27 protein-coding genes and 1 pseudogene are annotated in these 24,541 nt (G+C 58.6%); 13 read left to right on the top strand and 15 right to left on the bottom strand.

The window, feature by feature from the left end; translation table 11 throughout:
- Positions 1-8 precede the first annotated feature (8 nt).
- The gene (locus BLR85_RS05095; protein ID WP_093150892.1) at positions 9-587 is read right to left on the bottom strand and encodes a nucleotide exchange factor GrpE; all 579 of its coding nucleotides are present in this window, start codon (positions 585-587) and stop codon (positions 9-11) included.
- A gap of 8 nt (positions 588-595) precedes the next feature.
- Positions 596-1,663 (bottom strand): heat-inducible transcriptional repressor HrcA, encoded by a 1,068-nt coding sequence (gene hrcA / locus BLR85_RS05090; RefSeq protein WP_093150888.1) that lies wholly within the window; start codon positions 1,661-1,663, stop codon positions 596-598.
- 121 nt (positions 1,664-1,784) lie between these two features.
- Here hrcA and rph point away from each other — a divergent pair, with 121 nt between their 5' ends.
- The 4 genes and pseudogenes from rph to BLR85_RS05070 all read left to right on the top strand — a co-directional run.
- On the top strand, positions 1,785-2,498 hold the full coding sequence (gene rph, locus BLR85_RS05085; RefSeq protein WP_093150884.1) for a ribonuclease PH: 714 nt from the start codon (positions 1,785-1,787) through the stop codon (positions 2,496-2,498).
- Between the two features lies 1 nt (position 2,499).
- Complete coding sequence (rdgB, locus tag BLR85_RS05080; RefSeq protein ID WP_093150880.1) at positions 2,500-3,114, top strand: RdgB/HAM1 family non-canonical purine NTP pyrophosphatase; 615 nt, start codon at positions 2,500-2,502, stop codon at positions 3,112-3,114.
- Positions 3,071-4,270: a radical SAM family heme chaperone HemW gene (gene hemW, locus BLR85_RS05075; protein WP_093150878.1), complete on the top strand. Its 1,200-nt coding sequence runs from the start codon at positions 3,071-3,073 to the stop codon at positions 4,268-4,270. Before rdgB ends, hemW begins: the two co-directional genes overlap by 44 nt.
- Positions 4,267-4,554 (top strand): annotated as a pseudogene (locus tag BLR85_RS05070) (YbaN family protein); the annotation flags it as partial. The gene hemW and the pseudogene BLR85_RS05070, both read left to right, overlap by 4 nt.
- Here BLR85_RS05070 and BLR85_RS05065 read toward each other — a convergent pair.
- The 7 genes from BLR85_RS05065 to BLR85_RS05035 all read right to left on the bottom strand — a co-directional run bounded on the left by BLR85_RS05065 (position 4,553) and on the right by BLR85_RS05035 (position 11,983).
- Positions 4,553-5,512, bottom strand: a complete 960-nt coding sequence (locus BLR85_RS05065) for a ParB/RepB/Spo0J family partition protein (protein WP_093150874.1) — start codon at positions 5,510-5,512, stop codon at positions 4,553-4,555. The pseudogene BLR85_RS05070 and the gene BLR85_RS05065 sit on opposite strands and share 2 nt — an antisense overlap.
- Before the next feature lie 12 nt (positions 5,513-5,524).
- Positions 5,525-6,334: a ParA family protein gene (locus tag BLR85_RS05060; protein ID WP_093150869.1), complete on the bottom strand. Its 810-nt coding sequence runs from the start codon at positions 6,332-6,334 to the stop codon at positions 5,525-5,527.
- Positions 6,327-6,959 (bottom strand): 16S rRNA (guanine(527)-N(7))-methyltransferase RsmG, encoded by a 633-nt coding sequence (gene rsmG, locus BLR85_RS05055; protein WP_244520606.1) that lies wholly within the window; start codon positions 6,957-6,959, stop codon positions 6,327-6,329. Before rsmG ends, BLR85_RS05060 begins: the two co-directional genes overlap by 8 nt.
- On the bottom strand, positions 6,952-8,823 hold the full coding sequence (gene mnmG, locus BLR85_RS05050) for a tRNA uridine-5-carboxymethylaminomethyl(34) synthesis enzyme MnmG (protein ID WP_093150865.1): 1,872 nt from the start codon (positions 8,821-8,823) through the stop codon (positions 6,952-6,954). The genes rsmG and mnmG overlap by 8 nt, the downstream gene beginning before the upstream one ends.
- 2 nt (positions 8,824-8,825) lie before the next feature.
- Positions 8,826-10,106 carry a tRNA uridine-5-carboxymethylaminomethyl(34) synthesis GTPase MnmE gene (gene mnmE, locus BLR85_RS05045; protein WP_093150861.1) on the bottom strand — a complete coding sequence of 427 codons (1,281 nt, stop codon included), beginning with the start codon at positions 10,104-10,106 and terminating at the stop codon, positions 8,826-8,828.
- 22 nt (positions 10,107-10,128) lie between these two features.
- On the bottom strand, positions 10,129-11,400 hold the full coding sequence (rho, locus tag BLR85_RS05040) for a transcription termination factor Rho (protein ID WP_093150857.1): 1,272 nt from the start codon (positions 11,398-11,400) through the stop codon (positions 10,129-10,131).
- Positions 11,401-11,530: 130 nt separating this feature from the next.
- Positions 11,531-11,983: a CopD family protein gene (locus BLR85_RS05035; protein ID WP_093150854.1), complete on the bottom strand. Its 453-nt coding sequence runs from the start codon at positions 11,981-11,983 to the stop codon at positions 11,531-11,533.
- Positions 11,984-12,392: 409 nt separating this feature from the next.
- Between BLR85_RS05035 and BLR85_RS05030 the strand changes: the two genes are divergently transcribed.
- The 4 genes from BLR85_RS05030 to dnaQ are packed head-to-tail and all read left to right on the top strand — an operon-like array spanning position 12,393 to position 15,091.
- Positions 12,393-12,989 (top strand): Maf family protein, encoded by a 597-nt coding sequence (locus BLR85_RS05030; protein WP_093150850.1) that lies wholly within the window; start codon positions 12,393-12,395, stop codon positions 12,987-12,989.
- Positions 12,986-13,819 carry a shikimate dehydrogenase gene (locus BLR85_RS05025; protein WP_093150846.1) on the top strand — a complete coding sequence of 278 codons (834 nt, stop codon included), beginning with the start codon at positions 12,986-12,988 and terminating at the stop codon, positions 13,817-13,819. Before BLR85_RS05030 ends, BLR85_RS05025 begins: the two co-directional genes overlap by 4 nt.
- The gene (gene coaE / locus BLR85_RS05020; RefSeq protein WP_093150842.1) at positions 13,816-14,409 is read left to right on the top strand and encodes a dephospho-CoA kinase; all 594 of its coding nucleotides are present in this window, start codon (positions 13,816-13,818) and stop codon (positions 14,407-14,409) included. Before BLR85_RS05025 ends, coaE begins: the two co-directional genes overlap by 4 nt.
- The gene (dnaQ, locus tag BLR85_RS05015) at positions 14,402-15,091 is read left to right on the top strand and encodes a DNA polymerase III subunit epsilon (protein ID WP_093150838.1); all 690 of its coding nucleotides are present in this window, start codon (positions 14,402-14,404) and stop codon (positions 15,089-15,091) included. Before coaE ends, dnaQ begins: the two co-directional genes overlap by 8 nt.
- 8 nt (positions 15,092-15,099) lie before the next feature.
- On the opposite strand, the gene BLR85_RS05010 is transcribed toward dnaQ, so the two are convergent.
- A complete protein-coding gene (locus BLR85_RS05010) occupies positions 15,100-15,888 on the bottom strand; it encodes a glycoside hydrolase family 25 protein (RefSeq protein WP_093150833.1) in 789 nt (262 codons plus the stop codon).
- 144 nt (positions 15,889-16,032) lie between these two features.
- Here BLR85_RS05010 and hslU point away from each other — a divergent pair, with 144 nt between their 5' ends.
- From hslU to BLR85_RS04995, 3 genes are all read left to right on the top strand, one after another.
- Positions 16,033-17,340, top strand: coding sequence for an ATP-dependent protease ATPase subunit HslU (gene hslU / locus BLR85_RS05005; protein ID WP_068307828.1), 1,308 nt, complete (start codon positions 16,033-16,035; stop codon positions 17,338-17,340).
- Positions 17,341-17,401: 61 nt separating this feature from the next.
- Complete coding sequence (locus BLR85_RS05000) at positions 17,402-18,520, top strand: alpha/beta hydrolase (protein WP_093150828.1); 1,119 nt, start codon at positions 17,402-17,404, stop codon at positions 18,518-18,520.
- Between the two features lies 1 nt (position 18,521).
- Positions 18,522-19,772 carry an MFS transporter gene (locus tag BLR85_RS04995; protein WP_093150823.1) on the top strand — a complete coding sequence of 417 codons (1,251 nt, stop codon included), beginning with the start codon at positions 18,522-18,524 and terminating at the stop codon, positions 19,770-19,772.
- On the opposite strand, the gene BLR85_RS04990 is transcribed toward BLR85_RS04995, so the two are convergent.
- Genes BLR85_RS04990 through BLR85_RS04980 form a run of 3 tightly spaced genes read right to left on the bottom strand, consistent with a single transcriptional unit; the run spans position 19,734 to position 22,045 of the window.
- A complete protein-coding gene (locus BLR85_RS04990; protein WP_093150819.1) occupies positions 19,734-20,345 on the bottom strand; it encodes a Smr/MutS family protein in 612 nt (203 codons plus the stop codon). The two genes, BLR85_RS04995 and BLR85_RS04990, sit on opposite strands and share 39 nt — an antisense overlap.
- Before the next feature lie 3 nt (positions 20,346-20,348).
- Positions 20,349-21,380: a murein transglycosylase A gene (gene mltA, locus BLR85_RS04985; RefSeq protein ID WP_093150816.1), complete on the bottom strand. Its 1,032-nt coding sequence runs from the start codon at positions 21,378-21,380 to the stop codon at positions 20,349-20,351.
- Complete coding sequence (locus BLR85_RS04980) at positions 21,377-22,045, bottom strand: Tim44/TimA family putative adaptor protein (protein ID WP_093150813.1); 669 nt, start codon at positions 22,043-22,045, stop codon at positions 21,377-21,379. The genes mltA and BLR85_RS04980 overlap by 4 nt, the downstream gene beginning before the upstream one ends.
- Before the next feature lie 105 nt (positions 22,046-22,150).
- Between BLR85_RS04980 and BLR85_RS04975 the strand changes: the two genes are divergently transcribed.
- Both BLR85_RS04975 and secB read left to right on the top strand, forming a co-directional pair.
- Positions 22,151-22,639 carry an FxsA family protein gene (locus tag BLR85_RS04975; protein WP_093150810.1) on the top strand — a complete coding sequence of 163 codons (489 nt, stop codon included), beginning with the start codon at positions 22,151-22,153 and terminating at the stop codon, positions 22,637-22,639.
- A gap of 64 nt (positions 22,640-22,703) precedes the next feature.
- Positions 22,704-23,231, top strand: a complete 528-nt coding sequence (secB, locus tag BLR85_RS04970; protein ID WP_093150806.1) for a protein-export chaperone SecB — start codon at positions 22,704-22,706, stop codon at positions 23,229-23,231.
- A 274-nt stretch (positions 23,232-23,505) separates the two neighbouring features.
- On the opposite strand, the gene hslV is transcribed toward secB, so the two are convergent.
- Together hslV and trxA are read right to left on the bottom strand one after the other, a co-directional pair.
- Positions 23,506-24,063, bottom strand: coding sequence for an ATP-dependent protease subunit HslV (hslV, locus tag BLR85_RS04965; RefSeq protein ID WP_093150800.1), 558 nt, complete (start codon positions 24,061-24,063; stop codon positions 23,506-23,508).
- Between the two features lie 110 nt (positions 24,064-24,173).
- Entirely contained in the window at positions 24,174-24,494 is a 321-nt protein-coding gene (gene trxA, locus BLR85_RS04960; protein ID WP_093150796.1) for a thioredoxin, read from the bottom strand.
- Positions 24,495-24,541: the final 47 nt, after the last annotated feature.

Below are 24,541 nucleotides of genomic sequence, written 5' to 3'. Positions count from 1 at the left end.
CGGTTGCTTTAACCGGCGGGTGCCGAGGAGACACCGACCTGGGCCGGGCGCAGCAGGCGCTCATGCAAAAGGAAACCCTCGGTCATGACCTGGATGATGTCGCCAGCGGAAGTGTTGGGCACCGGAGCCTCGAACATGGCCTGGTGGATCTGCGGGTCGAACTTTTCCCCGATCTCCGGCTTGATCAGCGTGATTCCGTGCTTCGTGAACACGTTCAGCAATTCGCGCAAGGTCAGCTCAACCCCCTCGATCAGGGCCGCCGCCTGTTCGCGCTGCTCTGTCGTCGCCACTTCCAGCGCACGGCTGAGGTTGTCATAGACCGGCAGCATGTCGCGGGCGAGCTTCGAGCCGCCATATTGCTCGGCTTCCCGGCGATCCCGCTCGCCACGCTTGCGGGCGTTCTCGGCATCGGCCAGCGCACGCATGAAGCGGTCGCGGAACTCGTCGCGCTCCGCCTTGATGGCGTCCAGTTCATCATCCGTTTCCAGTGGATCGCTCATGAAGTCCTCAGCTTCTTCGGCCAGACCTTCAATGGAGATCTCTTCGACCTGTTCTTCCAGGTTTTCGTCTTTCTTCGCTTCCGCCATCGTACCCTCTAGCTACGGTCCGATATCATCCTGCCCACGAGCTGCGCTGTGTAGTCCACGATGGGCACGATGCGTCCATAATTCAGTCTTGTGGGGCCGATCACACCGACCGCGCCCACAATCTTTCGATCCGCGTTCATATAGGGAGAAACCACCAGAGAGGAACCCGAAAGTGAGAAAAGCTTGTTCTCCGAACCGATAAAAATGCGCACACCCTCGCCCTCGTCGGTGAGTTCCAGAAAATCGGCGATGTCGCGCTTTCGTTCCAGGTCGTCGAAGAGCGACCGAATGCGGTCGAGATCCTGTGCCTCGGCGTTCTCCTCCAGCAGGTTTGCCCGACCGCGGACGATCAGGCGCTCGGTGGCGCCGCCCTCGCCCGACCACGTCGCGAAGCCACTTTCCACGAGCTCGCGGGCCAGTTTGTCGATCTCCCGCCGGTGTTCCTTGATCTCGCGTTCAATGGTTCGGCGCAGCTCGGAGACGGTCCGGCCTTCGGCCAGCGAGTTCAGGAAGTTCGCGGCTTCGCGCATCGAGGATGGCGTCTGCCCCGGCGGCGGGGTGAAGATCCGGTTCTCGACCTGACCATCGGCGAAGACGAGAACGACGAGCGCCCTGTCGGCGGCCAGTTGGACGAATTCGATATGTCGAATCGGTGCCTCGTGTTTGGGCGCCAGAACCAGGCTGGCAACGCGGGTTGCTCCGGAAAGCGCCGTACCCACCCGGTCCAGCAGGTTCGAGATTTCCTGCTCGCCCCCACCGAGGGTCGCATCGATACGCTCCCGATCCTGCTGCTCGAGATCCCGGACCTCCAACAGGCCATCGACGAACATGCGCAGCCCCTGCTGCGTGGGGATTCTGCCCGCGGAGACATGGGGTGAATTCAGCAGGCCCAGAAATTCCAGATCCTGCATAACGTTGCGGACCGTTGCCGCAGAGACCTTCTCGGACATGGAACGCGTCAGGGTGCGGGAACCGACAGGTTCTCCGGAAACAAGGTAGCCTTCGACAACCCGGCGAAACACTTCGCGCGAGCGTTCGTTCATCTGTTCGAGGATCTGTCCGGTGTCGGTCTTCATTCCCTACGAAACTCCGTGGATCAGACTATGATTTAGGTACCGAATGGGTCCGGGGTCAATCGGGGTTGCATCCTTGAGCACTCCAAGCCTAGAGGAGGGCAACGCGAGAAGGAGAAAGCCCATGCGCCCGTCCGGCCGAGACGTAAACCAGATGAGAGAGATTTCGATCGAGACCGGAGTGACCCGGCACGCGGAAGGCTCATGCCTCATCAAATGCGGCGATACGCATGTGCTGTGTACCGCGACGATCGACACACGGGTACCTCCGTTTTTGAAAAACTCGGGACTCGGCTGGGTAACGGCGGAATACGGGATGCTTCCGCGCGCCACCCATAGCCGGATGAACCGCGAGGCCAAACGCGGTCAGTCTGGAAGAACAAAAGAAATTCAAAGGCTTATAGGTCGGTCTCTTCGGGCAGGCGTTGACAGGGTTGCGTTGGGCGAACGGCAGATCGTGATTGATTGCGACGTTATCCAGGCCGATGGCGGCACGCGGTGTGCCTCGATCACCGGTGGCTGGGTAGCGCTTCGGCTTGCGGTCAACAAGCTTATCAAGGCCGGTGACGTTCTGTCCGATCCGATGACGGATCACGTGGCGGCGGTCTCCTGCGGGGTTTACGGGGGTCAACCGGTTGTCGATCTCGACTATCCGGAGGACAGCGAGGCCGGAACGGACGCCAATTTCGTGATGACCGGTCGCGGACGTTTGATCGAAGTTCAGGCATCTGCGGAAGGCGCGACCTTCGGACGCGAGGAGCTGACGACGCTGATGGACCTGGCCGAGAGTGGAATCGCCGAGTTGGTCAGCGCGCAGAAAGCTGCCGTGGAGGGCTGAGATGCGTCACTTTGAAGGTAAAGAACTGGTGATCGCGTCCCATAACGCGGGCAAGATTCGCGAGATCGGCCAGTTGCTGGCGCCGTTCGGGGTTTCGGTAAAATCCGCCGGAGAGCTTGGGCTCGCGGAACCCGAGGAGACGGAAGACAGCTTTGCTGGCAATGCCCGCATCAAGGCCCATGCCGCGGCGCGGGCCAGCGGCCTGCCGGCCCTGTCAGACGACAGTGGCCTGAGCGTGGATGCGTTGAATGGTTCGCCCGGTGTCTATACCGCCGACTGGGCCGAGACGCCGAATGGGCGCGACTTCAAGATGGCGATGAAGAAGGTTTGGGACAATTGCGAGAAGATCGCGGCGCCGGAGCCCAGAACGGCCCGTTTTCATTGTGTTTTGTGCCTTGCCTGGCCGGACGGACATGACGAGATCTTCGATGGGCGTGTAGAGGGACATCTGGTGTGGCCACTGCGGGGTGAACATGGGTTCGGCTTCGATCCGATGTTCCAACCCGTGGGCGAAACCGAAACCTTCGGTGAAATGGATCCCGAACGGAAACATGGCATGAGCCATCGCGCAGATGCGTTCGCCAAGCTGGTCGACGGATGTTTTGCCGGTAGCTGATTGGCAGAACGCGGGCTTCGGCCTGTATTTGCACTGGCCGTTCTGCCAGTCCAAATGCCCTTATTGCGATTTCAACTCCCATGTTGCGGCATCCATCGACCAGGTTCGGTGGGCCGCAGCATATGTTCGCCAGATCCGCGCCGCGGCGGAGATTGTTCCGGACAGGAAGCTCGATTCGATCTTTTTCGGTGGCGGCACGCCGAGCTTGATGGCGCCGGAGACGGTGGGACTGATCCTCGAGGAAATTCGAAAGACCTGGCCTGTTTCCAACGATTTGGAAGTCACGCTGGAAGCCAACCCATCTTCGGTCGAGGCCGGAAAGTTTGAAGGGTTTCGGGATGCCGGCGTTAACCGGGTGTCGCTGGGTGTTCAGTCTCTGAATGACGATGATCTGGCCCGGCTAGGGCGGCTGCATTCAGCGGCAGAAGCCAGGAAAGCCTTTGAAATTGCAAGAAATACCTTTTCGCGTGTTTCCTTTGACCTGATCTACGCGCGACAGGACCAATCCCTGGATGCGTGGCGCGGAGAGTTGGAACGCGCGTTGGAAATGGCAATCGATCATCTCTCGCTGTACCAACTGACAATCGAGCCAGAAACGGCGTTCGGGCGGCGTTTTGCAGCCGGTGGATTGCACGGCTTGCCGGACGAGGATCTTTCGGCGGACATGTATGATCTGACGGTGGATCTGTGTGCGAGAGCGGGGTTGGAGCTTTATGAGATATCCAATTTCGCGCGGAAAGGCTCCGAAAGCCGCCACAATATATTGTATTGGACTGGTGGAGATTACCTAGGGATTGGCCCAGGCGCACATGGGCGCTTGACCATTGATGACAACCGGTGGGCTAGCGTGGCGCCATCGAACCCGGCGAAATGGCTCGAAGAAAGCGAGACGCGCGATACCCCATGTTGGGTAAAGGAGCGGCTCACTCCGCAGGATCGTGCAGAGGAATACCTGATGATGGGGTTGCGCCTGACGGTGGGGATATCTTTCGAACGGTTGATGATGCTTGGGGCCGACGCGGGAATGCCCGAGCGGCTGAGAGAGATGGAGGACAGCGGGATGATCTGCTGGACTGCTGACCGGGTACGGACGACGGAACGCGGCCGTTCTATACTGAATGCCGTTTTGCGAGAGCTTCTTGCGGGGCAGACATGAAGGTTCTTTGGCTCTTGGCGGGAGGAACTTCTCTCGCGCTTGGCGTTGTGGGGGCCTTTTTGCCCCTGTTGCCTACAGTTCCTTTTGTCCTACTCGCAGCGTTCTGCTTTTCGCGGTCTTCAGAAAGGCTGCATGACTGGTTGCTCGATCATGCGCTTTTCGGGCCAACCATTGCAGATTGGCGCGAATATGGCGCGATATCTCGCCGAAGCAAGAGTCTCGCAACCTTGTCGATCCTGTTGGTGCTACTTCTCTCCTTTGGCTTCGGATTCGCATTCTGGATCATCGCTGTCCAGGCTGTAATCCTGAGCGCGGTCTCGTTGTTTGTATGGACTCGTCCAACGGGCTCGTCGAAAGCAACTGACACAGCGCATCGAGTTGGTCCAACGATCGGTAACGGATGACCATTTGTCCGGAGCCATCTACGTCCAGATGATCAATCGAAACCTTCATTCGAAGATTGGCGGATAAATCCGACTCAAGTGCCCGCGTGTCCGCATCTTTCTGCGGCGGTTGTCTTTTGTTGATAGGCTTAGGTTGCCTGGCTGGATCTGATCTTTTGGCTAGAGCTTCCGTTTCGCGAACGGACAGACCCTTGGAAATGACCCGGCGCGCGAGAGCAGAAGGCTCGTCCGATGTGATGATTGCCCTGGCATGTCCAGCAGAAATCTTTCCTTCGCGGAGCATTCCCTGCACTTCGTCCGGCAATTGCAGCAGTCGCATTACGTTCGCGATATGGCTGCGGCTTTTTCCGAGCGCCTGAGCCAGTTTTTCCTGGGTATGTCCAAAGCGCTCGATCAACTGGCGATAACCCAGACCCTCCTCGATCGCGTTCAGATCGGCTCTCTGCACGTTCTCGATTATCGCGATTTCCAGGACTTCCGTGTCATCTAGTTCCCGGATAACAACAGGAATATCATGCACTTGCGCCATCTGAGCGGCCCGCCAACGGCGCTCGCCGGCTACGATCTCGTATTGAGACTTGTCGCGGGGATTCTCGCGTACAATCAGGGGTTGGATGATCCCCTTTTCGCGAATGGAATCACATAGTTCCTGCAATGCCGTTGGTGAGAAGTCTTTTCTGGGCTGATCGGGGTTCGCAACAAGGCTTTCGATTGGCAAGGTCCGTTCGGCCGCAACCGGTGTTGCATTCGTCGGATCCGACGAGTCCATAGAGACGTCGGCCATCAGGGCTGAAAGGCCACGGCCCAATCCTCTGGTTTTTCTGCTTTTCTTTTCCATTTTCACCCCGGTTTAAAGCGATGATCCAACACTGCGAGAGACCATTTCCTGCGCGAGCTCCCGGTACGCCACGCTTCCTTTGGAGCGCGTGTCGTATTCAAGGACTGACTGGGCGAAGCTGGGCGCTTCACTGATGCGCACATTGCGCGGTATCCGAGTCTGAAACACGAGGTCACCCAAAGCTTCGCGCGCATCCTGTTCGACTTGAAGCGACAAGTTGTTTCTTATGTCATACATCGTCAGGAGTACGCCTTCGATGCGGAGATCGGGATTGGCCGTCTGTCGAACCTCCCGTAAAGTCATCATAAGTTGCGACAACCCTTCGAGGGCGTAAAACTCGCTCTGGAGCGGAACCAATACGGAGTGGGCTGCCACCATTGCATTGACAGTCAAAAGGTTCAACGACGGTGGACAATCGATGAGAACATGATCGTAACCAAATTCGTTAAAACTCGGTTTTCGCAAGGCGTCGTGAAGGAGGAAGCTCCTTCTTTCGTTGGAAACAAGCTCGATATCGGCAGAACTGAGATCGGTTGTGGAAGGCGCGAGCGACAGGTTTGCAATATCGGTTTGCTGAACGATCGAGGAGATTGGAGCGTCCTCAAGCAACAGATCATAGGTTGTCATACCACGATCCGAAGCAGAGACACCCAAACCTGTTGAGGCGTTTCCCTGCGGATCCAGATCGACAATCAGTACTTTATGACCGGTTTCGGCCAGAGCAGCGCCTAGATTGATCGTCGTTGTGGTCTTTCCCACCCCGCCTTTCTGGTTGGCGACAGCAATGATTTTTGCCGAATTCGGCCTTGATCTGTCAGACACGGGCGATATCTCCAAGCACCAAAATGGCTGCGTTGTCGTCGGTTATACTTGGCTTTTGCGACAACTTGAAGTTCCACTGCTTTCGGGCATCGCGTAGCTCGTCCTCAAAGCGCTCCCCCTTTGGAAAAATACACTTTCCGACATCTGAAAGGTGCGGCTTCGCGTATTCCAGGAGTTTCGCTAGGTTCGCCACAGCGCGGGCCGAGATGATGTCCGCGTTTTGAGGTGGCACATCTTCGATTCTCTTTGCCAGAATGGTCACTTTCAGATCGATGGCTCGGGAAGTGTTAAGAAGGAACGCCGATTTTCTCTTGTCGCTCTCGACCAGGGTGAACCTGAGATCCGGCGCCAACTCCTGTGCGAGGATGGCGCAGACGAGACCTGGAAATCCTCCGCCCGATCCGAAGTCGAGCCAAGAGCTTTCGCCTCCTGTGATGCAGTTCATCAATTGCGCGGAATCTGCAATATGCCTGACAGCACCTATAGCAAGTGTCGAAGGGGACACGAGATTGATCTTCGGGTTCCACTTCCGAAGCAACTCAAGGTGGGTTCTCAAGCGATCGAGTGTTTCACGTGAAACATTGAGCCCGAGCGTGTCTGTCATCAAGCGTTCAAGTTCAGGCACGCCGGCGTTCCCCGCGCCGGATATGTGCAAGGATCAGGGTCAGAGCAGCCGGAGTCATGCCTCCTATGCGACCCGCCTGAGCCAAAGTCCGCGGGCGCACATTCTCAAGTTTGCTTCGCAGTTCATTGGAAAGGCCATCAAGACCGTCATAAGAAAAACCATCTGGAATGATCCAAGCCTCGTCCTTTTTCAAGGCTTCAACGTCCTTCTGCTGTCGATCGATGTAATTTTTATAGAGCGAGTCTCGCTCAACCTGCTCCAGGATATCCCGGTCAATCTGATCCAAGCCCGGAATCAAGGGCGATAGTCCTTCCACACTTGCCCCGGGAAGAGTCAACGAATCCAAGCCCGACCTCTTGGGACCGTCCAAGTTTACCTTGACACCTACCCCACCCAGTTCCCTTGAACTGACCATATGGGTACCAAGTAATTCCTTTGCCGCCTTGATTTTCGAGAGCTTCTTGTCGAAAGCCTCGGCTCGTTGCCGGGAAGCAATCCCCAGTGAGATGGCTAAAGGCGTCAATCTCTGGTCGGCATTGTCCGCTCTCAAAGACAGACGGTACTCCGCCCTTGAGGTAAACATCCGGTATGGCTCGATAACACCTTGGGTGATCAGATCGTCAACCATCACACCAATGTAGCTTTCGCTTCGATCGAAAGTAACCGGTTCCAGTTGCCTAGCATGCCGCGCCGCGTTCAACCCTGCAACCAAGCCTTGAGCCGCCGCTTCTTCGTACCCGGTGGTTCCGTTAATCTGTCCTGCAAGAAAAAGCCCAGAGAGGTGTCGCAGAGCCAAACAATGGTCCAAACTCCTCGGATCAATATAGTCATACTCGATGGCATAACCCGGTTGAAGGATCCGAACATCCTCAAGTCCACGAATGGAATGAACATATGCCTCCTGAACATCTTCCGGCAGGGATGTAGAGATTCCGTTTGGATAGACAGTGAAATCGTCCAATCCCTCCGGCTCCAGGAAAATCTGGTGAGAGTCTTTCAAAGAAAACCGAACCACCTTGTCTTCGATGGAGGGACAATATCTGGGGCCAACACCTTCTATATGCCCACCATACATAGCTGATCGGTCCAGATTGGCTCGTATGATATCGTGCGTAGCGGCGTTCGTATGGGTGATTCCGCAAGAGATTTGCCTGGCAATCGGTCTCGTCGACAGGAAGGAGAACATCGACGGATCAAGATCTCCCGGTTGAGACTCCAGAATGCTCCAATTGATCGTACGCCCATCCAGTCTCGGAGGTGTACCAGTTTTCAATCGGCCAATGGGCAGATCGAAGCCACGTATCTGATCTGCCAACAGGACCGAGTTACGGTCTCCGATCCGGCCTCCAGCGTGCTTTCTATCTCCGATATGGATCGTTCCGTTCAGAAATGTACCAGTCGTCAAGACAACGGCCGCAGCGCGAATTTCACTGCCATCTGAAACGGAGATCCCGGAAATACGCCGGTTCTCTTCCAAGAGCCCACAAACCTCAGCCGTCACGAGATCAAGGCCGTCTGTACCCGCAATCTCTGAGGTCATGGCTTCCGCGTACAGCTTTCGGTCGGACTGTGCGCGCGGGCCTTGAACCGCCGGCCCTTTCTTCCGATTCAGTAGCCGAAACTGGATTCCCGAGCGGTCAGCAACGCGCCCCATCAAACCGTCTAGCGCATCGACCTCGCGGACAAGATGGCCTTTCCCAAGCCCGCCGATCGCTGGGTTGCAGGACATGACTCCAAGATCCGTCGCCTTCAGAGTAACCAGCGCAACCTTGGCACCGGCCCTCGCCGCAGCGGAAGCGGCTTCACAACCGGCATGTCCACCACCAACAACGATGACATCATAGTCCTGTTTCACGTGAAACATCCTCACTTTCCAATGCAGAAGTTTCTGAAGATCTCGCCGAGGACATCTTCGACGCCAATGCGACCCACCAAGGCATCAACGCTCCGAATGGCTGCCCTTATCGTTTCCGCAACCAGTTCCTCCAAGCCCGATTCCAGCGCCAGGTAGTCGAGCGCATGATCTAGGGATTCGACCGCAATTTGCAATGCCTCTTGATGACGAAGATGCGTAGCAAGATGCGCTTGGGAAACGCGCTTGCCAAGAACCGCGGAAATCTGCTCCAAAAGATCGGTAACACCTTCACCCGTCACCCCGGAAATCGGGTTTTCTACCGCCTCATCCAAAAGATCAGATTTCGGGATCAAAACCAGATCCTCGGGCTCCAGTTTCAAACCCGGACTTGCCACCCCCAGAACAACCCGAAGATCCGCTTGGTTTGCCCGATCAAGCGCCCGCTGAACGCCGATTGCTTCAACGACATCCTCTGTTTCACGCAATCCTGCTGTATCCAGGAATGTCACCGGAAGCCCGTCGATATCCATGCGGACCTCGATCACATCTCGAGTCGTACCCGCGATTTCAGACGTAATCGCTGCGTCACGACCCGCCAGACGATTCAGCAAGGTCGACTTACCAGCGTTCGGCGGACCAACAATTGCGACCTCAAAACCGGATCGGAGACGCTCTGAAACAGCGACTCCCTCAATTTCTCGGGCAAACTCGTTCCGAAGAGATCGCAACAAGCTTTCCACTTCGGGTGACACATTCTCCGGCACCTCTTCATCCGCGAAATCAATCGTGGACTCGACCAAGGCCGCCGATCTCAGCAGTTTGGATCTCCAGATCTCGACTTGCCGGCCGAGCTCGCCATCGAAAATCCGAAATGCCTGACGTCTTTGCGCTTCCGTCTCCGCGGTCAAGAGATCCGAAAGCCCCTCGACCTCCGCGAGGTCCAAACGTCCGTTCTCCAGTGCCCGACGCGTGAACTCACCGGGCTCGGCAACCCGCGCTCCCTCTTGTGCCGAGAGAGTCTTCAGTAAGAATCCGACGACGGCAGGACTGCCATGGGTCTGAAATTCGACAACTTCTTCTCCGGTAAAGCTCTCGCCAGCCGAAAAAGCCAAAATCAAAGCCTCATCAATCACGACACCGGAACTAACCAATCGACGCAAAGAGGCCCGGCGAGGTGCCGGGACATCTCCGGCAAGGAGACGACATATCTCCCAGGCTCTCGGGCCCGAAACACGTACCACCGACACCCCGGCACGGCCAGGCGCCGTCGCCAGGGCAAAGATCGTATCCATTTCTCTCCCCTAGTAGCCCGTATCAGGTGTTCATGGAGTCGAAGAAATCAGAGTTCGACTTCGTCTGCTTCAACTTCGAGATCAGGAATTCGATCGCATCCGTCGTACCCATCGGGTTCAGGATCCGACGCAGGACAAACGTCTTCTGCAGGTCTCCCTTATCGACCAGAAGCTCTTCCTTCCGGGTACCGGACTTGAGAATATCCATCGCCGGGAAGACACGTTTATCCGCAACCTTACGATCGAGCACGATTTCCGAGTTACCCGTTCCCTTGAATTCCTCGAAGATCACTTCGTCCATCCGACTGCCTGTGTCGATCAGAGCCGTCGCGATGATCGTAAGCGACCCACCTTCTTCGATATTCCGGGCTGCACCAAAGAACCGCTTCGGGCGTTGCAGCGCATTCGCGTCCACACCACCGGTCAAAACCTTGCCCGAAGACGGCACGACTGTGTTGAATGCCCTACCAAGTCTTGTGATAGAGTCTAGAAGAATAACAACATCTCGTTTATGCTCGACCAAGCGCTTGGCCTTCTCGATCACCATTTCCGACACGGCAACGTGCCGCGTCGCAGGCTCGTCAAAGGTCGAGGAGATCACCTCGCCCTTCACGCTCCGCTGCATATCGGTCACTTCTTCCGGGCGCTCATCGATCAGCAGAACGATCAGGTAGCACTCCGGATGATTCTTCTCGATCGAATGCGCGATGTTCTGAAGCAGCACCGTCTTGCCGGTCCGCGGAGGCGCCACGATCAAGCACCGCTGACCTTTTCCAATCGGCGCCACCAGGTCGATGATCCGGGCAGAGCGATCCTTCGCCGTCGGATCGTCCGTCTCCATCTTCAACCGTTCATCCGGGTAGAGCGGGGTCAGGTTGTCGAAATTGACCTTATGACGTGCCCGTTCGGGGTCCTCGAAATTGATCTGCGTAACCTTCGTCATGCAGAAATAGCGCTCATTCTCGCGCGGCGCCTGGATCACGCCATCAACCGTATCGCCCGTGCGCAGCGAGTATTGCCGGATCATATCGGGCGACAGGTAAATGTCGTCCGGACCAGGCAGGTAGTTTGCTTCCGGCGATCTCAGAAAACCGAAACCGTCCTGCATGACTTCCAGAACGCCATCACCGGCGATTTCCCAGCCATCCTCGGCACGCTCCTTCAAAATGGCGAACATCATGTCGCCCTTGCGCATCGTGGAGGCGTTGTCGATCTCCAGCTCCTCTGCCGTGGACAGAAGATCCTTCGGGCTCTGCGCCTTGAGTTCGGAGAGTGTCAGCGATTGTTCGGCCATGAATAATATTCCTTCACCGGCGCAACCGGTGGCGATTTCGTATTTGAATGGAGAGACCTGGCAGGACTGCCGTTGACGCGCATTTAAGGACTCCAGGCCATGGAGTCAATTCCCACGCAACACGGACCCTTCAGAAACGAACGATGACCGAGAAGACGATGATTAGCATCAAGACCGTCGGCAGCTCGTTCATGATCCTGTAGGTGCGCCCTGACAGCTTGAAATCCCCATCTATGAAGTCGCGCCGATGCGCCGCGAGCCACATATGGAACCAGGTCATTGCCAGGATCGACACAGCCTTCGTGTAAGGCCACACAGCGCCCCAGTCGACAATCCCGGGGGTCAGCACCAGCATCAGGCCAAAGACCCAGCTGGCGATCATGGATGGGTTCATGATGAGCTTCAAAAGCTTCCGCTCCATCATCTGGAAGACGGTATCCATCTCGGTACCTGGCGTCGTCTGTTCCGTGTGATGAACGTACAGACGCGGCAAGTAGAACAAACCCGCCATCCATGCGATCACGGAGACCACGTGTAGCGACTTGATCCAGACATAATATTCGGTCAGCCAGTCTTCTATCATGGTCGTCCTCCCAGGAAATCCGACCTACCCTAAATAAAAAATAAAAGAAGAAATAAAAGATGTTGTTGATGTAGTCCCTGTGCATTTGTGGATTATTGGAAACTCCACCGAGTCATCCCCAATGTGAAAAAGATCAGACAGGCTCGTCACACTCTGTGGATAAGTATTTTATTTCTCTGTTTTTCATATAGTTAAAAAATTTCCCGCTGTAGACAGTTCTGGGTGCGGGTCCGGGACAGCGGTGGACAGCAGGATTCATCCCAAGTCACCCGGCTCAAACTGCACACCGTGGACGGGGTGTGACCGTAATCCCCGATATGCTCTGCCAGTCCCCTACTGGAAATCTTCTTCCAATCAGGTCACAAGATTTACAGTCCGGAGTCCCAGAGCTATCCACGAGGATATCCACATGCCAGTTCTGTGTCTTGCGTCCGGGTCGGAAATCCGGGCCGAGCTCTTGCGCAATGCCCACGTTCCGTTCGAGGTGGCGAAAGCCCGTATCGACGAAGAGACCGCGCGCCATGCGATGCAAGCCGAAGGCCTCTCGCCGCGCGACATCTCCGATCATCTCGCCGAGCTCAAGGCGCTCAGGGTGTCGGCGCGCGCACCAGAAAAGCTGGTTCTTGGATGCGACCAGATTCTCGAACTCGATGGAACGATCCTGACCAAGCCCGCTGATTCGGCCGATGCCTGCGAACAGATTCTGCGGCTTTCGGGCCGGGAACATCGCCTTCACAGTGCGGCGGTGCTGGCCGAAGACAATCGCCCTGTCTGGCGGTTCACAGAAACGGTTCGAATGAAGATGCGAACGTTGTCGGAAAGCTATGTCGACTCCTATGTCACGCGGAACTGGGACCAGATCCGTTACTGTGTTGGCGCCTACCAGCTCGAATCCGAAGGTGTCCGCTTTTTCGAGCGTGTCGATGGCGATTTCTTTTCCGTCCTTGGGCTTCCGTTATTGCCCCTGTTAGATCATCTTGCACTCAGAGGGGTGATCGAAACATGACTGCCAGAATACCACTTGCCGGGGTGATCGGATCTCCCGTCGCCCATTCGTTGTCTCCCAGGTTGCATGGCCATTGGTTGAAGACGTATGGCGTGGCGGGCCACTACATTCCGATGGATATCGCTCAATCCGATCTGGCCGAGGTGTTGCAAATGCTCCCCCGGATGGGTTTCGTCGGCGTCAACGTTACCATCCCGCACAAGGAGACAGCGCTTTCCCTTGCCAACCTGGTAACTGATCGCGCCGCCCTTATCGGTGCAGCCAACACATTGATTTTCCACGAAGATGGTCGAATTCACGCTGATAACACGGATGGCTATGGTTTCCTCGCCAACCTGCGCCAAAACGCTCCCGGCTGGGATCCGCAATCGGGTCCGGCGGCGGTGTTCGGCGCCGGTGGCGCCGCCCGTGCAATCGTCACGGCCCTGATTGATGCCGGTGCCCCGACCATTCGCCTGACCAACCGCACACGCGGTCGCGCCGAAGCGTTGAGATCGGAATTCGGGCCCAAGATCGAAGTCTACGATTGGGTGCATTCGGGTCCGATGCTGGCCGGCGCGGCCACCGTCGTGAATACCACCTCGCTTGGGATGGTCGGCAAGCCGGAATTCCGCGTTTCGCTCGATGCGCTCGATCCGGCTGCCACCGTAAACGATCTCGTCTATGCTCCGCTCGAAACGCCGTTTCTCAGGCACGCAGCCGAGCGTGGTTGCCGGGTTGTCGATGGTCTCGGAATGCTTCTGCATCAGGCCGCGCCCGGTTTCGAGCGTTGGTTTGGCATCCGGCCCGAAGTGACAGACGAACTCCGTCAGGCGGTGCTCGCTCAATGACGAAACCTTTCCTGATCGGACTGACCGGTTCCATCGGAATGGGAAAGTCGACAACCGCCGGCATGTTCGCGGATGAAGGCGTGCCGATCTGGGATGCCGATGCCGCCGTGCACCGTCTCTATTCACCGGGGGGTGCCGCAGTGGATCCGATCGGCGACATCTGCCCGTCTTCCATCGTCGACGGTGCAGTGAGCCGCGAGGCATTGAAAGAGTGGATCAGCCAGGATGACACCGCGCTGGCGCGGATCGAAGCCGTCGTGCATCCGCTCCTTGCGAAGGATCGCGCCGAGTTCATTGCGGCGACCGATGCGCCGATCCTGCTGCTCGACATCCCGCTTCTGTTCGAGACCGGCGCGAGCGCAGGGATGGACCTGAACGTGGTCGTCTCGGCCCCGGCGGCGGAACAACGCAAACGTGTCCTTGCCCGCCCCGGCATGAGTGTTGAACAATTCCACCGAATCCTGTCGAAACAGATGCCGGATTCCCAGAAACGCGCCCGCGCGGATCTGGTCATTGACACGACTACTCTGGAAGGCGCACGAGCACAGGTTCGGACGCTGATGACGGAGTTGAGGAAATCGCATGCGTGAGATCGTGATGGATACGGAGACAACCGGACTGGACCCCTACGATGGCCACCGGATTGTCGAGATCGGCGGCGTGGAGCTCGAAAACCATGTTCCCACCGGCCGCACCTATCACCAATATATCAACCCCCAGCGAAGCATGCCGACGGAAGCCTATGAAGTTCATGGAATCTCCGATGAGTTCCTGGCCGACAAACCCCTTTTCGAGGCGATCGCGCAGGATTTCATGGATTTCATTCAGGATGCCGTGCTGGTCATCCACAACGCGCCCTTCGACATGAAATTTCTCAATGCGGAGCTGGAATGGGCGGGCTTTGCGAAACTGCCAAAGGCACAGGCGCTGGACACGCTGGCAATGGCGCGAAAGCGTTTCCCCGGTTCCCCCTCCTCGCTGGACGCGCTTTGCCGCCGCTTCAACATCGACAACTCCTCGCGCACACTACACGGAGCGCTTCTCGACTCCGAGATCCTCGCGGATGTCTATCTGGAACTCATTGGTGGCCGGCAGCCCGATTTTGCTCTCGCCTCCAATTCCCAGAGCAGCTCCAGTTCCGGATCCGCATGGCGTCCGCGCCCGCGTCCGGCCCCCCTGCCCTCGAAGTTGACGGAGCCGGAACGCCTCGCGCATCAGGCGTTGGTGGAAAAGCTCGGTGACGGCGCGCTCTGGAAGACCTTTTTGGACTGAACCGGCGATCAGTTCGGGTAGCTCTTCCACGCCTGCTGGGAGCCGTGGAACACGTTGATATCGACCTTGCCTGACACGCCCGGCACGAGCCCGGTGCCGGTATATTGCCAGAAGTCCCACTGCGCTCCGGGGAAACGTTTCGAGGGATGGTCCGCGACTGAGCGCAACCAGAAGCGCGTTCCGTAGAGCTTTCCAATATCGGTGTCCTCCCAGAAATCGACCGATGTATAGAGAATGGGCCGCTGGCCGAAATGGCGTTCCAATATGTCCAGAAATGTCTTCGCCTCCGCGCGGACTACCGCGCCATCGGGTCGTAACGTGCAGGTGGGCGAATAAGGATTCCATTCCATATCAAGTACATGGGGCAACCCACCCGCCTCGCGCGGGACATTGGCGATGAACCATTTCGCCTGCGCCTCGGCCGGTGCGCAGAAGTAATAGAAATGATAGCCCGCGCGCGGAATCCCGGCCCGCCCGGCATTCTGCCAATGTTCCTGGAACATCGGGTCGATCTCCTCGACTCCTTCGGTCGCCTTTATGAAGACAAAGGAAATCCCGGCCTCGCGCGCGGTTGCCCAGTCGATGGAGCTTTGCCAGCGCGACACGTCCAGCCCGTGCACGGCATAGGATTTTGGTGTGCGGCCCGACCACGGATGCGGATCGGCATCGCCAAAATCTGGATGGGTCACGGCGACCGGACGGGAGCCGGTTCTGGAAACCTCCCCCTTGTCCTTTCCCCCGCCTCCACAGGCCGAAACGAGAAAAAGCAACAGCGAGACAAAAACTTTCAGGCGCATATCAAACTCCGGTCAGTCCGGGAAAAAAGGATCGAAAATCCCGGCAATGAACGCATGAGAAGTGATTCCGGGCAACCGTGAAGGCTTGCGTCTGACGCTGGGGTGACTACCTAGGCGACAATATTGCCAGCAAAGGCCGAGAACATGACCGACCTGACCCCCCGCGAGATCGTGAGCGAGCTCGACCGTTTCATCATTGGCCAGAAGGATGCCAAGCGCGCCGTGGCCGTGGCGCTCCGCAACCGCTGGCGGCGCAAGCAGCTCTCCGACGACCTGCGCGACGAGGTTTACCCGAAAAACATCCTGATGATCGGCCCCACGGGCGTCGGCAAGACAGAGATCTCGCGCCGCCTGGCCAAGCTCGCCCGTGCCCCTTTCATCAAGGTGGAAGCGACCAAGTTCACGGAAGTCGGTTATGTCGGTCGCGACGTGGAACAGATTATCCGCGATCTGGTTGATACCGCGATCCAGCAGACGCGGGATTTCATGCGCGACGAGGTCAAGGCCAAGGCGTATCAGAACGCCGAGGAGCGGGTTCTGGAAGCCATCGCCGGCGTGGATGCGCGCGAACAGACCCGCGAGATGTTCCGCAAGAAGCTCAAGAGTGGCGAGCTGGACGACACGATCATCGAACTGGAAGTCGCCGATGCCGGTCCCTCCATGCCCATGTTCGAGGTTCCCGGCCAGCCGGGCATGAATATGGGTGCGATGGATCTCGGCTCGATCTTCGGCAAGGCGTTCGGTGGACGGACTGTGAAACGCCGCCTGTCCGTGGCCGACAGCTACGAGGTGTTGCTCTCCGAAGAGGCCGACAAGCTTCTCGACGACGAGGCCGTGACCCGAATGGCTCTGGAATCCGTGCAACAGAACGGCATCGTGTTTCTCGATGAGATCGACAAGGTCTGCGCCCGCCAGGAAGCGCGCGGCGGCGATGTGAGCCGCGAAGGCGTGCAGCGCGACCTGCTGCCCCTGATCGAGGGGACCACGGTTTCCACCAAGCACGGGCCGGTCAAGACGGACCATATCCTCTTTATCGCATCCGGCGCTTTCCACATTGCCAAGCCGTCCGACCTGCTGCCGGAACTCCAGGGCCGCCTGCCGATCCGCGTTGAATTGCGCGCCCTGACCGAGGACGATTTCGTTCGCATCCTGACGGAAACAGACAATGCGCTTACCCGCCAATACACCGCGCTCATGGCAACCGAAGAAGTGGTGGTCGATTTCACCGAAGATGGCATCGCCGCATTGGCCCGCATCGCGGCCGAGGTGAATAGCAGCGTCGAGAATATCGGCGCGCGTCGTCTCTACACTGTCATGGAACGTGTTTTCGAGGAGTTGAGCTTCACAGCGCCCGACCGGCCAGGCCAGGCCGTGACTGTGGATGCCGATTTTGTCAGCGAGAACCTTGGCGAACTGGCCGGGTCGGCAGATTTGAGCCGCTACGTCCTCTGAACGGCCGCGGCGAATTGCCGAATACATGGCGCCTGTCACATCAACGGTCTAGACGGGCATCATGTATACATCGTCACCGATACGGATCCTAGTGATCCTGGCGCTCGTTCTGGCATCCTGCACGGGACGCTCAGAGATCGCCCCACGCACGGCCCCGTCCGGGATCGGTACAGATGTGGAAATCCTTGTCGGTTCTACCCGCCAGCGCGACGAAAGCGGCGCTTTTGGCGCTGCAAGTCGCGGGCAGATCCGTTTTTCCAGTATGGAAATCTCGATCCCGCCCGAGCATGCGGAGGGAAAGGTCGAGGTCGGTGGAAAGAACCCCGATCCGGAGCGGCACTTCCTGACCCGTTCGATCCAGCCCTTGTCCGCTTCGGAATTTCGTGCGGATATCGCGCGGAGGCTGGCTGAAAACCCGCAATACAACGGGGAAGTCTTCATATTCATCCATGGTTTCAACAACACCATGGCCGATGGCGTTTTCCGTGCGGCCCAGATCCATTCCGATCTCGGTATCAATGCCCTGCCGGTCCATTATGCCTGGCCGTCGAGCGGCTCCCCGCTCCGATATGCCTATGACCGCGACAGTGTGCTTTTCGCGCGCAGAGGGCTTGAAACCTTGATCGAGGAAATTGCCGCCGCTGGTGGTCGGAACATCGTCTTGCTTGCCCACTCTCTTGGATCCCAGGTGACGATGGAAACGTTGCGGCAGATGTCCCTGAGAGGCCGCGGCAAGGCTTGGGACAGGATCGGCGGCGTGGCCCTAATGGCGCCCGATCTCGATATCGACCTGTTCCACAGTCAGGCCGCCGATATTGGCACGCTGCCGCAACCATTCCTGATCCTGGTTTCGAACCGAGACGGGGCCTTGCGGCTCTCGGCACGCCTGACCGGAGAGAAGGCGCGTCTGGGAAATATCAGTTCGGCTGCCGATGTCAGTTCGCTCGATGTCACCGTGATCAACGTCTCCGAGTTCGGCGATGCCCGCAACACGCATCTGACCGCTGTCAGTTCTCCCACACTGATCGCGCTGATGTCCAGGACCGACCGGATAGAGCAGGCCTTCAGAGGCGACATTACCACCCGTCCCGGTCTCATACCGGGAACCATCCTGACCGTGCAAAATGCGACCGAGATCATCCTAGATCCTGCGCGTATCCACCAGGAAGCGGGTTACTGACATGCAGGCCAGACCGCTCGGTTTCCTGCGCGAGAATGCGGCCTGGCTCAGCGCAGGCTTCCTGCTGACGCTGACTTCCAGCTTCGGCCAGACCTTTCTCATTTCGGTTTTCGCCGGTGAAATCCGTTCCGCATTTTCGCTGAGCCATGGAGATTGGGGCGCAATCTACGCGCTTGGGACACTGGCTTCGGCTGTCACGATGCTTTGGGTCGGCCCGCTTACCGACCGGTTCCGCGCACGCGATCTCGCCCTGATTGTTCTGCCGATCCTTGCTGCCGCTTGTTTGGCGATGGCCGCCATTCCAACCGCCTGGGCGCTGCCATTCGTGATCTACGCCTTGCGGCTTTCCGGACAGGGCATGACCTTTCACATCGCGATTGTCGCCATGGGGCGCTGGTTCGATGCAAACAGGGGAAAGGCGCTCGCGGTGGCAACGCTCGGGGTGACCATCGGGCAAGCGCTGCTTCCGCTGGGCTTTGTGGCCCTTCTGCCGGTTTTCGGCTGGCGCGCGCTCTGGGTCGTCGCAGGTCTCCTTGTCCTTGCGGTGGTGCCGGTCTTGACGGGGTTGCTTCGCCGGGAGCGAACACCGTCGGAGTCCGCGCACTCCCAATCGTCCACCGGCATGGAAGGTCGCCACTGGCATCGCAACGAGATGCTGCGGCATTGGCTATTCTGGGCGATGGTGCCGCTCTTGCTTGGCCCGTCCGCCTTCATCACGGCGCTGTTTTTCTTCCAGGTGCATGTCGCCGATATCAAGGGCTTTTCCCATCTCTCCTTTGTTGCCCTTTTCCCGGTTTTCACGGGCTGCGCCACAGTGATGATGCTGGCCAGCGGGATCGCGCTGGACCGGCTGGGAACCGCGCGGCTTCTCCCGTTTCTCGCCTTGCCCATGGCGCTTGGTTTCCTTGTGCTCGGCCTCGGCAACGGTCTGGCCGGCGCTGCGCTCGGAATGGCTCTCGTCGGGATGACTACTGGCGCAAGCGCGACCCTCGTGAGCGCGTTCTGGGCCGAGTTTTACGGCACGCGAAACCTTGGAGCGATCAAGTCGGTTGCCGCTGCGATCATGGTCCTCGGTTCGGCGATCGGTCCGGTCGTCTCGGGATATCTTATCGATACAGGGCTCGGGTTCGAGAAGCAGATGGTGTTGATAGCCGGGTATTTCATCGTCACGGCCATCATCGTGACCCTGGCGATGCGGGGGGCCCGGAACACACTACCGCCTGCGGGAAAGGTAGACGTAATAGGCGCCTGAGCCGCCATGGCTGATATGGGCGTCTATCACCTGCAACACCATCGTACTGAGCGGCGCAAGGTGCAGCCATTGCGGCACCTGGTTGCGCAGAACGCCCCGCGGAGTCGGGATCGGACCGTCGTCCTGCCTGCCCTTGCCCTCACCCTTGCCTGTCACTACCAGCACGAGCCGGCATCCGTCGGCATGGGCGGACATGATGAAACGGTTCAGGGCCGGATGCGCCTGCGAGAGAGTCATCCCGTGCAGATCGATCTTGCGCTCTGGTTTCAGCTTGCCCTTCTTCATCCGGCCAAAGGTCTTCTTGTCCATCCGAACCGGCTGGCCCGCGAGCCGCTGCTCCAACGTATGGCCGAGGTCATGCCCCTTTGACTGATCGTAGCGGGCGGCCTGACCAATTCGGAATTCTGTAACGACTTTCAGTTCCGGCTCCGACTTGGACGGCTTCTTGGGTTTGGCCGTCACAACCGGGTCCGAAACACGTTTCTTGCGGTTCGGGTGCAGCGGATTCGTCGTCCGCGCGACCTGTTTCCAGACCGCCAGGTCATCCTCCGAGAGGCGGCGCTTGCGAGGCATCCGTTACTCCTCTTCGGTCATGGCATAGGCGCGCTGGATGGGAACCAGTACAACCATGCGCCCCGGATCACGGACCTTTCCGGCAGCCTTCCCCGCCTTGTCGCCGCTGCCAAAGAAGATATCGGCGCGTTGCGATCCCTTGATCGCGGAGCCGGTATCCTGCGCGATCATCAGCCGACGGATCCGCTCGGCGCCGTTCTTTTCGATCCAGACCGGTGCGCCCAGCGGCGTGAAGTCCGGATCGACCGCGATACTGCGCCCCGCGGTAACCGGCCGGTTCATCGCGCCGATCGGTCCTTCGCCGGGATCGTTTCCCGTCACCTTTCGAAAGAACACGAAGGACGGATTGTGGCGGAGCAATTCCTGACCGTCCACCGGGTTTCGGCGGACCCAGTTCTTGATCACCTGCGCCGAGACCTGATGCGCCTCATAGATCCCGCGACGGATCATTTCCTGCCCAATAGAGCGATAGTTATGTCCGTTATGGCCACCATATCCGACCCGGATCACCTGTCCGCCGGGCAAGCGGATGCGGCCCGATCCCTGGATCTGCAGGAAGAACAATTCCACTGGATCCTCGACCCAGGCAATTTCCAGACCGCGCCCGGCCAGAAGCCCTTCTTCCTCGATCTGCGCCCGCGTGGCCCAGGGCTGCCCGTCTGGCAGTTCCCTGGGCTTGGCGAAAAGCGGGAAACGATACCGGGCCGACGGTGTGAGCGAGCCACGCAGCTCCGGCTCGTAATAGCCGGTAAACAGCGCCTCCTCGTCTCCTCCAATCAGAACCGGGCGAAAGAACAGCTCGAAGAAACTCCGTCCGCCGCCCTGCGCCTTGGCCAGCTTGCACAGGCCGCGCCATTCCGGTTCGCTCGGGATGTCACAGGTCTTCAGAAAGGTCTTGAGGGCCGCTTCATGATCGTCCTCCGCCCAACCGGACAGGTCGTCAAAGGACAGGATCTGAAGGTCGGACCCTCCAACCGCGGGGCTGGCAGCCGCCAGCAGGGCCGCGAAAATTGCCGCGCGGCCCGCAGGTGTCATTCGCCCGTGGCCACCAGTTGCCAGTTCGGGTCGCCCGTGCCCATGCGGCGGGCAAATGTCCAGACATCGCGCTGGCGCTTGATCTCGTTCTCGGACCCTTCGAGCACTTCGCCCTCGGCATTACGGACAACCGACGTCAGTTCGCCAACGAAGCGGACGGTGATTTCGCCGGTATCGGTGGCCTGGTCGAATTCCGCACGCACAAGGGAAAGCTCCCGGACGCCAATGAAATTCGCGTCAATTGTCAGCCCCTGCGATGCGCGATGTTCAAGAACCTGGCTGAACGCGTCATGCACATCCGGGCTCAGGAAACGGGCCACCTGTTCGATGTCGCCATGCTCGAACGCCATCAGGATCATCTCGTAGGCACCACGCGCGCCATGCAGGAACTCGCCGACATTGAAGCTGGGCTCCGCACGCTTCATCTGGGCGAGCGCGTCGGCGGACGGGCTGGCTTCTTCGACGTGGTTGGTGATGTCATGGTCGACACCGCCTTCGATCACTTCAAACTCCGGACGTCCGGCCATGCGGTCCGCCTTGCTTTCGTTCACGGGGAGCGGCGGTTTCTCGAAGCCTTCACGGGTTCCAAGGACGGACCTGAGCCGCAGTATCAGGAAAATCGCAATCCCGGCCAAAACCAGGAGCTGGATCACAGCAGCACTCATCTAAGTCCTCTTCTTTCGTGTCGGGGTTGGTATCCGGCTTACAGGGCACTTATGTAAGCGAGCACGGATAACAAGTCCACAAACACCGCCCCCGGGAGAAGGCTTATGCCCCTGCTATTGCTGTTTATCGCCATTCCGCTGATCGAGATCGCCCTGTTTATTCAACTGGGATCGTTCCTCGGGCTCGGCTGGACGCTGTTTATCGTCGTGCTGACGGCGGTGATCGGCACGTGGCTGGTAAAGCAACAGGGGATGCGGGTGCTGATGGATGTCCAGAATTCCTTCAACGATCTCAACGACCCGACCGAACCGCTGGCCCACGGCGCCATGATCCTGTTTTCGGGTGCGCTGCTGCTGACACCGGGCTTTTTCACCGACACGGTCGGCTTCCTCCTGTTGATCCCGAAAGTGCGTGAGGCGATGTTCCGCTACATCCGCTCCCGCATCGTGATCCACTCCTCGGCAACGATGACGGGTACCGGATTTCGTACCGGCCCGCGCCGGACTGGCGAAGACGTGATCGACGGTGAATACAACGAAATTTCCCAGGAACCGCGCCGGACAAGCGGTCCATCCGGCTGGACTCAGGATTGAGGCGCCGGTCGCACTCTGATAAGGCCGCATCAGCCCGAAGAATTGCAATTTTCTGGAGACAAATATGTCCGATCAACCCACCGATAGCGGCGCAACCCCCCAAGATGGCGCGCAACAACCGCCTGCACAGCCGAAGATGCAGGTTCTCGGACAATTCATCCGTGACCTTTCCTTCGAGAACATTGTCGCCCAGAAGGGCGTGAATGGCGAGGTTTCGCCCGATGTGCAGGTGCAGGTCAATCTCGACGCCAAGAAGCGGAACGTCGAGAACCAGTACGAAGTGGTCACCAAGTTCAAGGTCGAATCCCGGAACAAGGACGAAGCCAAGTCTCCCCTGTTCCTGATGGAGCTGGAATATGGCGGCATTTTCCTGATCGAGAACGTGCCGGACGAGCAACTGCACCCGTTCCTGCTGATCGAGTGCCCGCGGATGCTCTTCCCCTTCGTGCGCCGCATCGTTTCCGACATGACCCGCGATGGCGGCTTCCCGCCGCTCAATCTCGACACCGTCGATTTCGTGGCCCTTTACCGCCAGGAACTGATTCGTCGCGCCCAGGCCGAGCAGGCGGCGAAGGCGAAACCGGACGCCTGAGTTCCACGGAACCTGTGAAGCGAATACGGGAGGCACCGCGCCTCCCGTTTTTTTTGGTCTAGCCTGGTTTCGATTTGCGCCGTTTATGATCGTTGCGCGCGCTGCTCCGCTGCCATTGGTTGTTCGGCCCAATGGCGTGACCTGATGCGGACTCCGGGATTTTTCCGGTCAGAAGATAACGAAGCGGCCGCATTCACTTCTTCTGACAACAAGTATCCCCGCCGGAGGCGCGGTCCGCAGGACCGTTCGCGTGCATCTCGGGGCGGCATTCAGGTCAGGAGCGGATGCGTTCCACGGTCAGGTTACCATTGGTATAGACACAGATATCCGCCGCGATCGCCATCGCCTTGCGCGCGACTTCCTCGGCGGACAACTCGCCGTCCATCATGCCCCGCGCCGCCGCGAGAGCGAAATTGCCGCCCGAGCCAATCGCCGCGATTCCGTGTTCTGGCTCCAGCACATCGCCGGCCCCGGTAATCACCAGCAACTCCTTGCCATCGGTCACGATCAGCATTGCTTCGAGCTTCTGAAGGTACTTGTCCGTCCGCCAATCCTTGGCCAACTCGACTGCCGCCCGCGCTAGCTGTCCGGGCGTGGCTTCCAGTTTCTTCTCCAGCCGCTCCAACAGCGTGAAGGCATCTGCCGTCGAACCCGCGAAACCGCAGACAACGTCATGCCCGCCGGGCGAAAGCCGCCGCACCTTGCGCGCCGTGCCCTTGATCACGGTCTGGCCCAGGCTCACCTGCCCGTCGCCCGCAACGACAACCTCGTCGCCCTTGCGTACGCCAATGATCGTTGTCCCGTGCCAGCCGGGGAATTCGCTCTTGGCCATAATCGTCTCCATGTCTGGTCGCGCTCTATATGGTCGTGCCGCGCTCCGCGCACAACCGGGCATGAAAAAGGGCGCCGAAGCGCCCCTGTCCATGGGAATTCCTGTTCGGCTCAGACGGATTCGTCGATCCAGGCCTTCAGCGCGGCTTTCGGGGCGGCGCCGATCTTGGAGGAAACCACCTGGCCATCCTTGAACAGGAAGAGGGCCGGAATGCCACGAACGCCGAGCATGGCGGGCGAATTCGGGTTCTCGTCCACGTTCACCTTGGCGATCTTGACCTTGTCGCCATATTCAGTGGCCAGTTCTTCGAGCGCCGGGCCGATCTGTTTGCAGGGGCCACACCATTCGGCCCAGAAATCCACCACCACGGGAACTTCGGAATTCTTCACGTCAGCGTCAAAGCTGTCGTCAGTCACAGCAACGGTTGCCATTAATCTTCTCCTTCGCATCAGGCGTTGCAGCGGAACGTAAGGAGCGC

This window comes from Aliiruegeria lutimaris (genome assembly GCF_900099935.1).
Lineage (GTDB): Bacteria > Pseudomonadota > Alphaproteobacteria > Rhodobacterales > Rhodobacteraceae > Tropicimonas > Tropicimonas lutimaris.
The sequence above is the reverse complement of the archived record's forward strand: the minus strand, read 5'-3'. Positions and strand labels throughout refer to the sequence as shown.

Coding starts and splice junctions, on each gene's coding strand:
- BLR85_RS05095 (WP_093150892.1), bottom strand. CDS start 587: ATGGCGGAAGCGAAGAAAGACGAAAACCTGGAAGAACAGGTCGAAGAG.
- hrcA (WP_093150888.1), bottom strand. CDS start 1,663: ATGAAGACCGACACCGGACAGATCCTCGAACAGATGAACGAACGCTCG.
- rph (WP_093150884.1), top strand. CDS start 1,785: ATGCGCCCGTCCGGCCGAGACGTAAACCAGATGAGAGAGATTTCGATC.
- rdgB (WP_093150880.1), top strand. CDS start 2,500: ATGCGTCACTTTGAAGGTAAAGAACTGGTGATCGCGTCCCATAACGCG.
- hemW (WP_093150878.1), top strand. CDS start 3,071: ATGCGTTCGCCAAGCTGGTCGACGGATGTTTTGCCGGTAGCTGATTGG.
- BLR85_RS05065 (WP_093150874.1), bottom strand. CDS start 5,512: ATGGAAAAGAAAAGCAGAAAAACCAGAGGATTGGGCCGTGGCCTTTCA.
- mnmG (WP_093150865.1), bottom strand. CDS start 8,823: ATGTTTCACGTGAAACAGGACTATGATGTCATCGTTGTTGGTGGTGGA.
- mnmE (WP_093150861.1), bottom strand. CDS start 10,106: ATGGATACGATCTTTGCCCTGGCGACGGCGCCTGGCCGTGCCGGGGTG.
- rho (WP_093150857.1), bottom strand. CDS start 11,400: ATGGCCGAACAATCGCTGACACTCTCCGAACTCAAGGCGCAGAGCCCG.
- BLR85_RS05035 (WP_093150854.1), bottom strand. CDS start 11,983: ATGATAGAAGACTGGCTGACCGAATATTATGTCTGGATCAAGTCGCTA.
- BLR85_RS05030 (WP_093150850.1), top strand. CDS start 12,393: ATGCCAGTTCTGTGTCTTGCGTCCGGGTCGGAAATCCGGGCCGAGCTC.
- BLR85_RS05025 (WP_093150846.1), top strand. CDS start 12,986: ATGACTGCCAGAATACCACTTGCCGGGGTGATCGGATCTCCCGTCGCC.
- coaE (WP_093150842.1), top strand. CDS start 13,816: ATGACGAAACCTTTCCTGATCGGACTGACCGGTTCCATCGGAATGGGA.
- dnaQ (WP_093150838.1), top strand. CDS start 14,402: ATGCGTGAGATCGTGATGGATACGGAGACAACCGGACTGGACCCCTAC.
- BLR85_RS05010 (WP_093150833.1), bottom strand. CDS start 15,888: ATGCGCCTGAAAGTTTTTGTCTCGCTGTTGCTTTTTCTCGTTTCGGCC.
- hslU (WP_068307828.1), top strand. CDS start 16,033: ATGACCGACCTGACCCCCCGCGAGATCGTGAGCGAGCTCGACCGTTTC.
- BLR85_RS05000 (WP_093150828.1), top strand. CDS start 17,402: ATGTATACATCGTCACCGATACGGATCCTAGTGATCCTGGCGCTCGTT.
- BLR85_RS04995 (WP_093150823.1), top strand. CDS start 18,522: ATGCAGGCCAGACCGCTCGGTTTCCTGCGCGAGAATGCGGCCTGGCTC.
- BLR85_RS04990 (WP_093150819.1), bottom strand. CDS start 20,345: ATGCCTCGCAAGCGCCGCCTCTCGGAGGATGACCTGGCGGTCTGGAAA.
- mltA (WP_093150816.1), bottom strand. CDS start 21,380: ATGACACCTGCGGGCCGCGCGGCAATTTTCGCGGCCCTGCTGGCGGCT.
- BLR85_RS04980 (WP_093150813.1), bottom strand. CDS start 22,045: ATGAGTGCTGCTGTGATCCAGCTCCTGGTTTTGGCCGGGATTGCGATT.
- BLR85_RS04975 (WP_093150810.1), top strand. CDS start 22,151: ATGCCCCTGCTATTGCTGTTTATCGCCATTCCGCTGATCGAGATCGCC.
- secB (WP_093150806.1), top strand. CDS start 22,704: ATGTCCGATCAACCCACCGATAGCGGCGCAACCCCCCAAGATGGCGCG.
- hslV (WP_093150800.1), bottom strand. CDS start 24,063: ATGGCCAAGAGCGAATTCCCCGGCTGGCACGGGACAACGATCATTGGC.
- trxA (WP_093150796.1), bottom strand. CDS start 24,494: ATGGCAACCGTTGCTGTGACTGACGACAGCTTTGACGCTGACGTGAAG.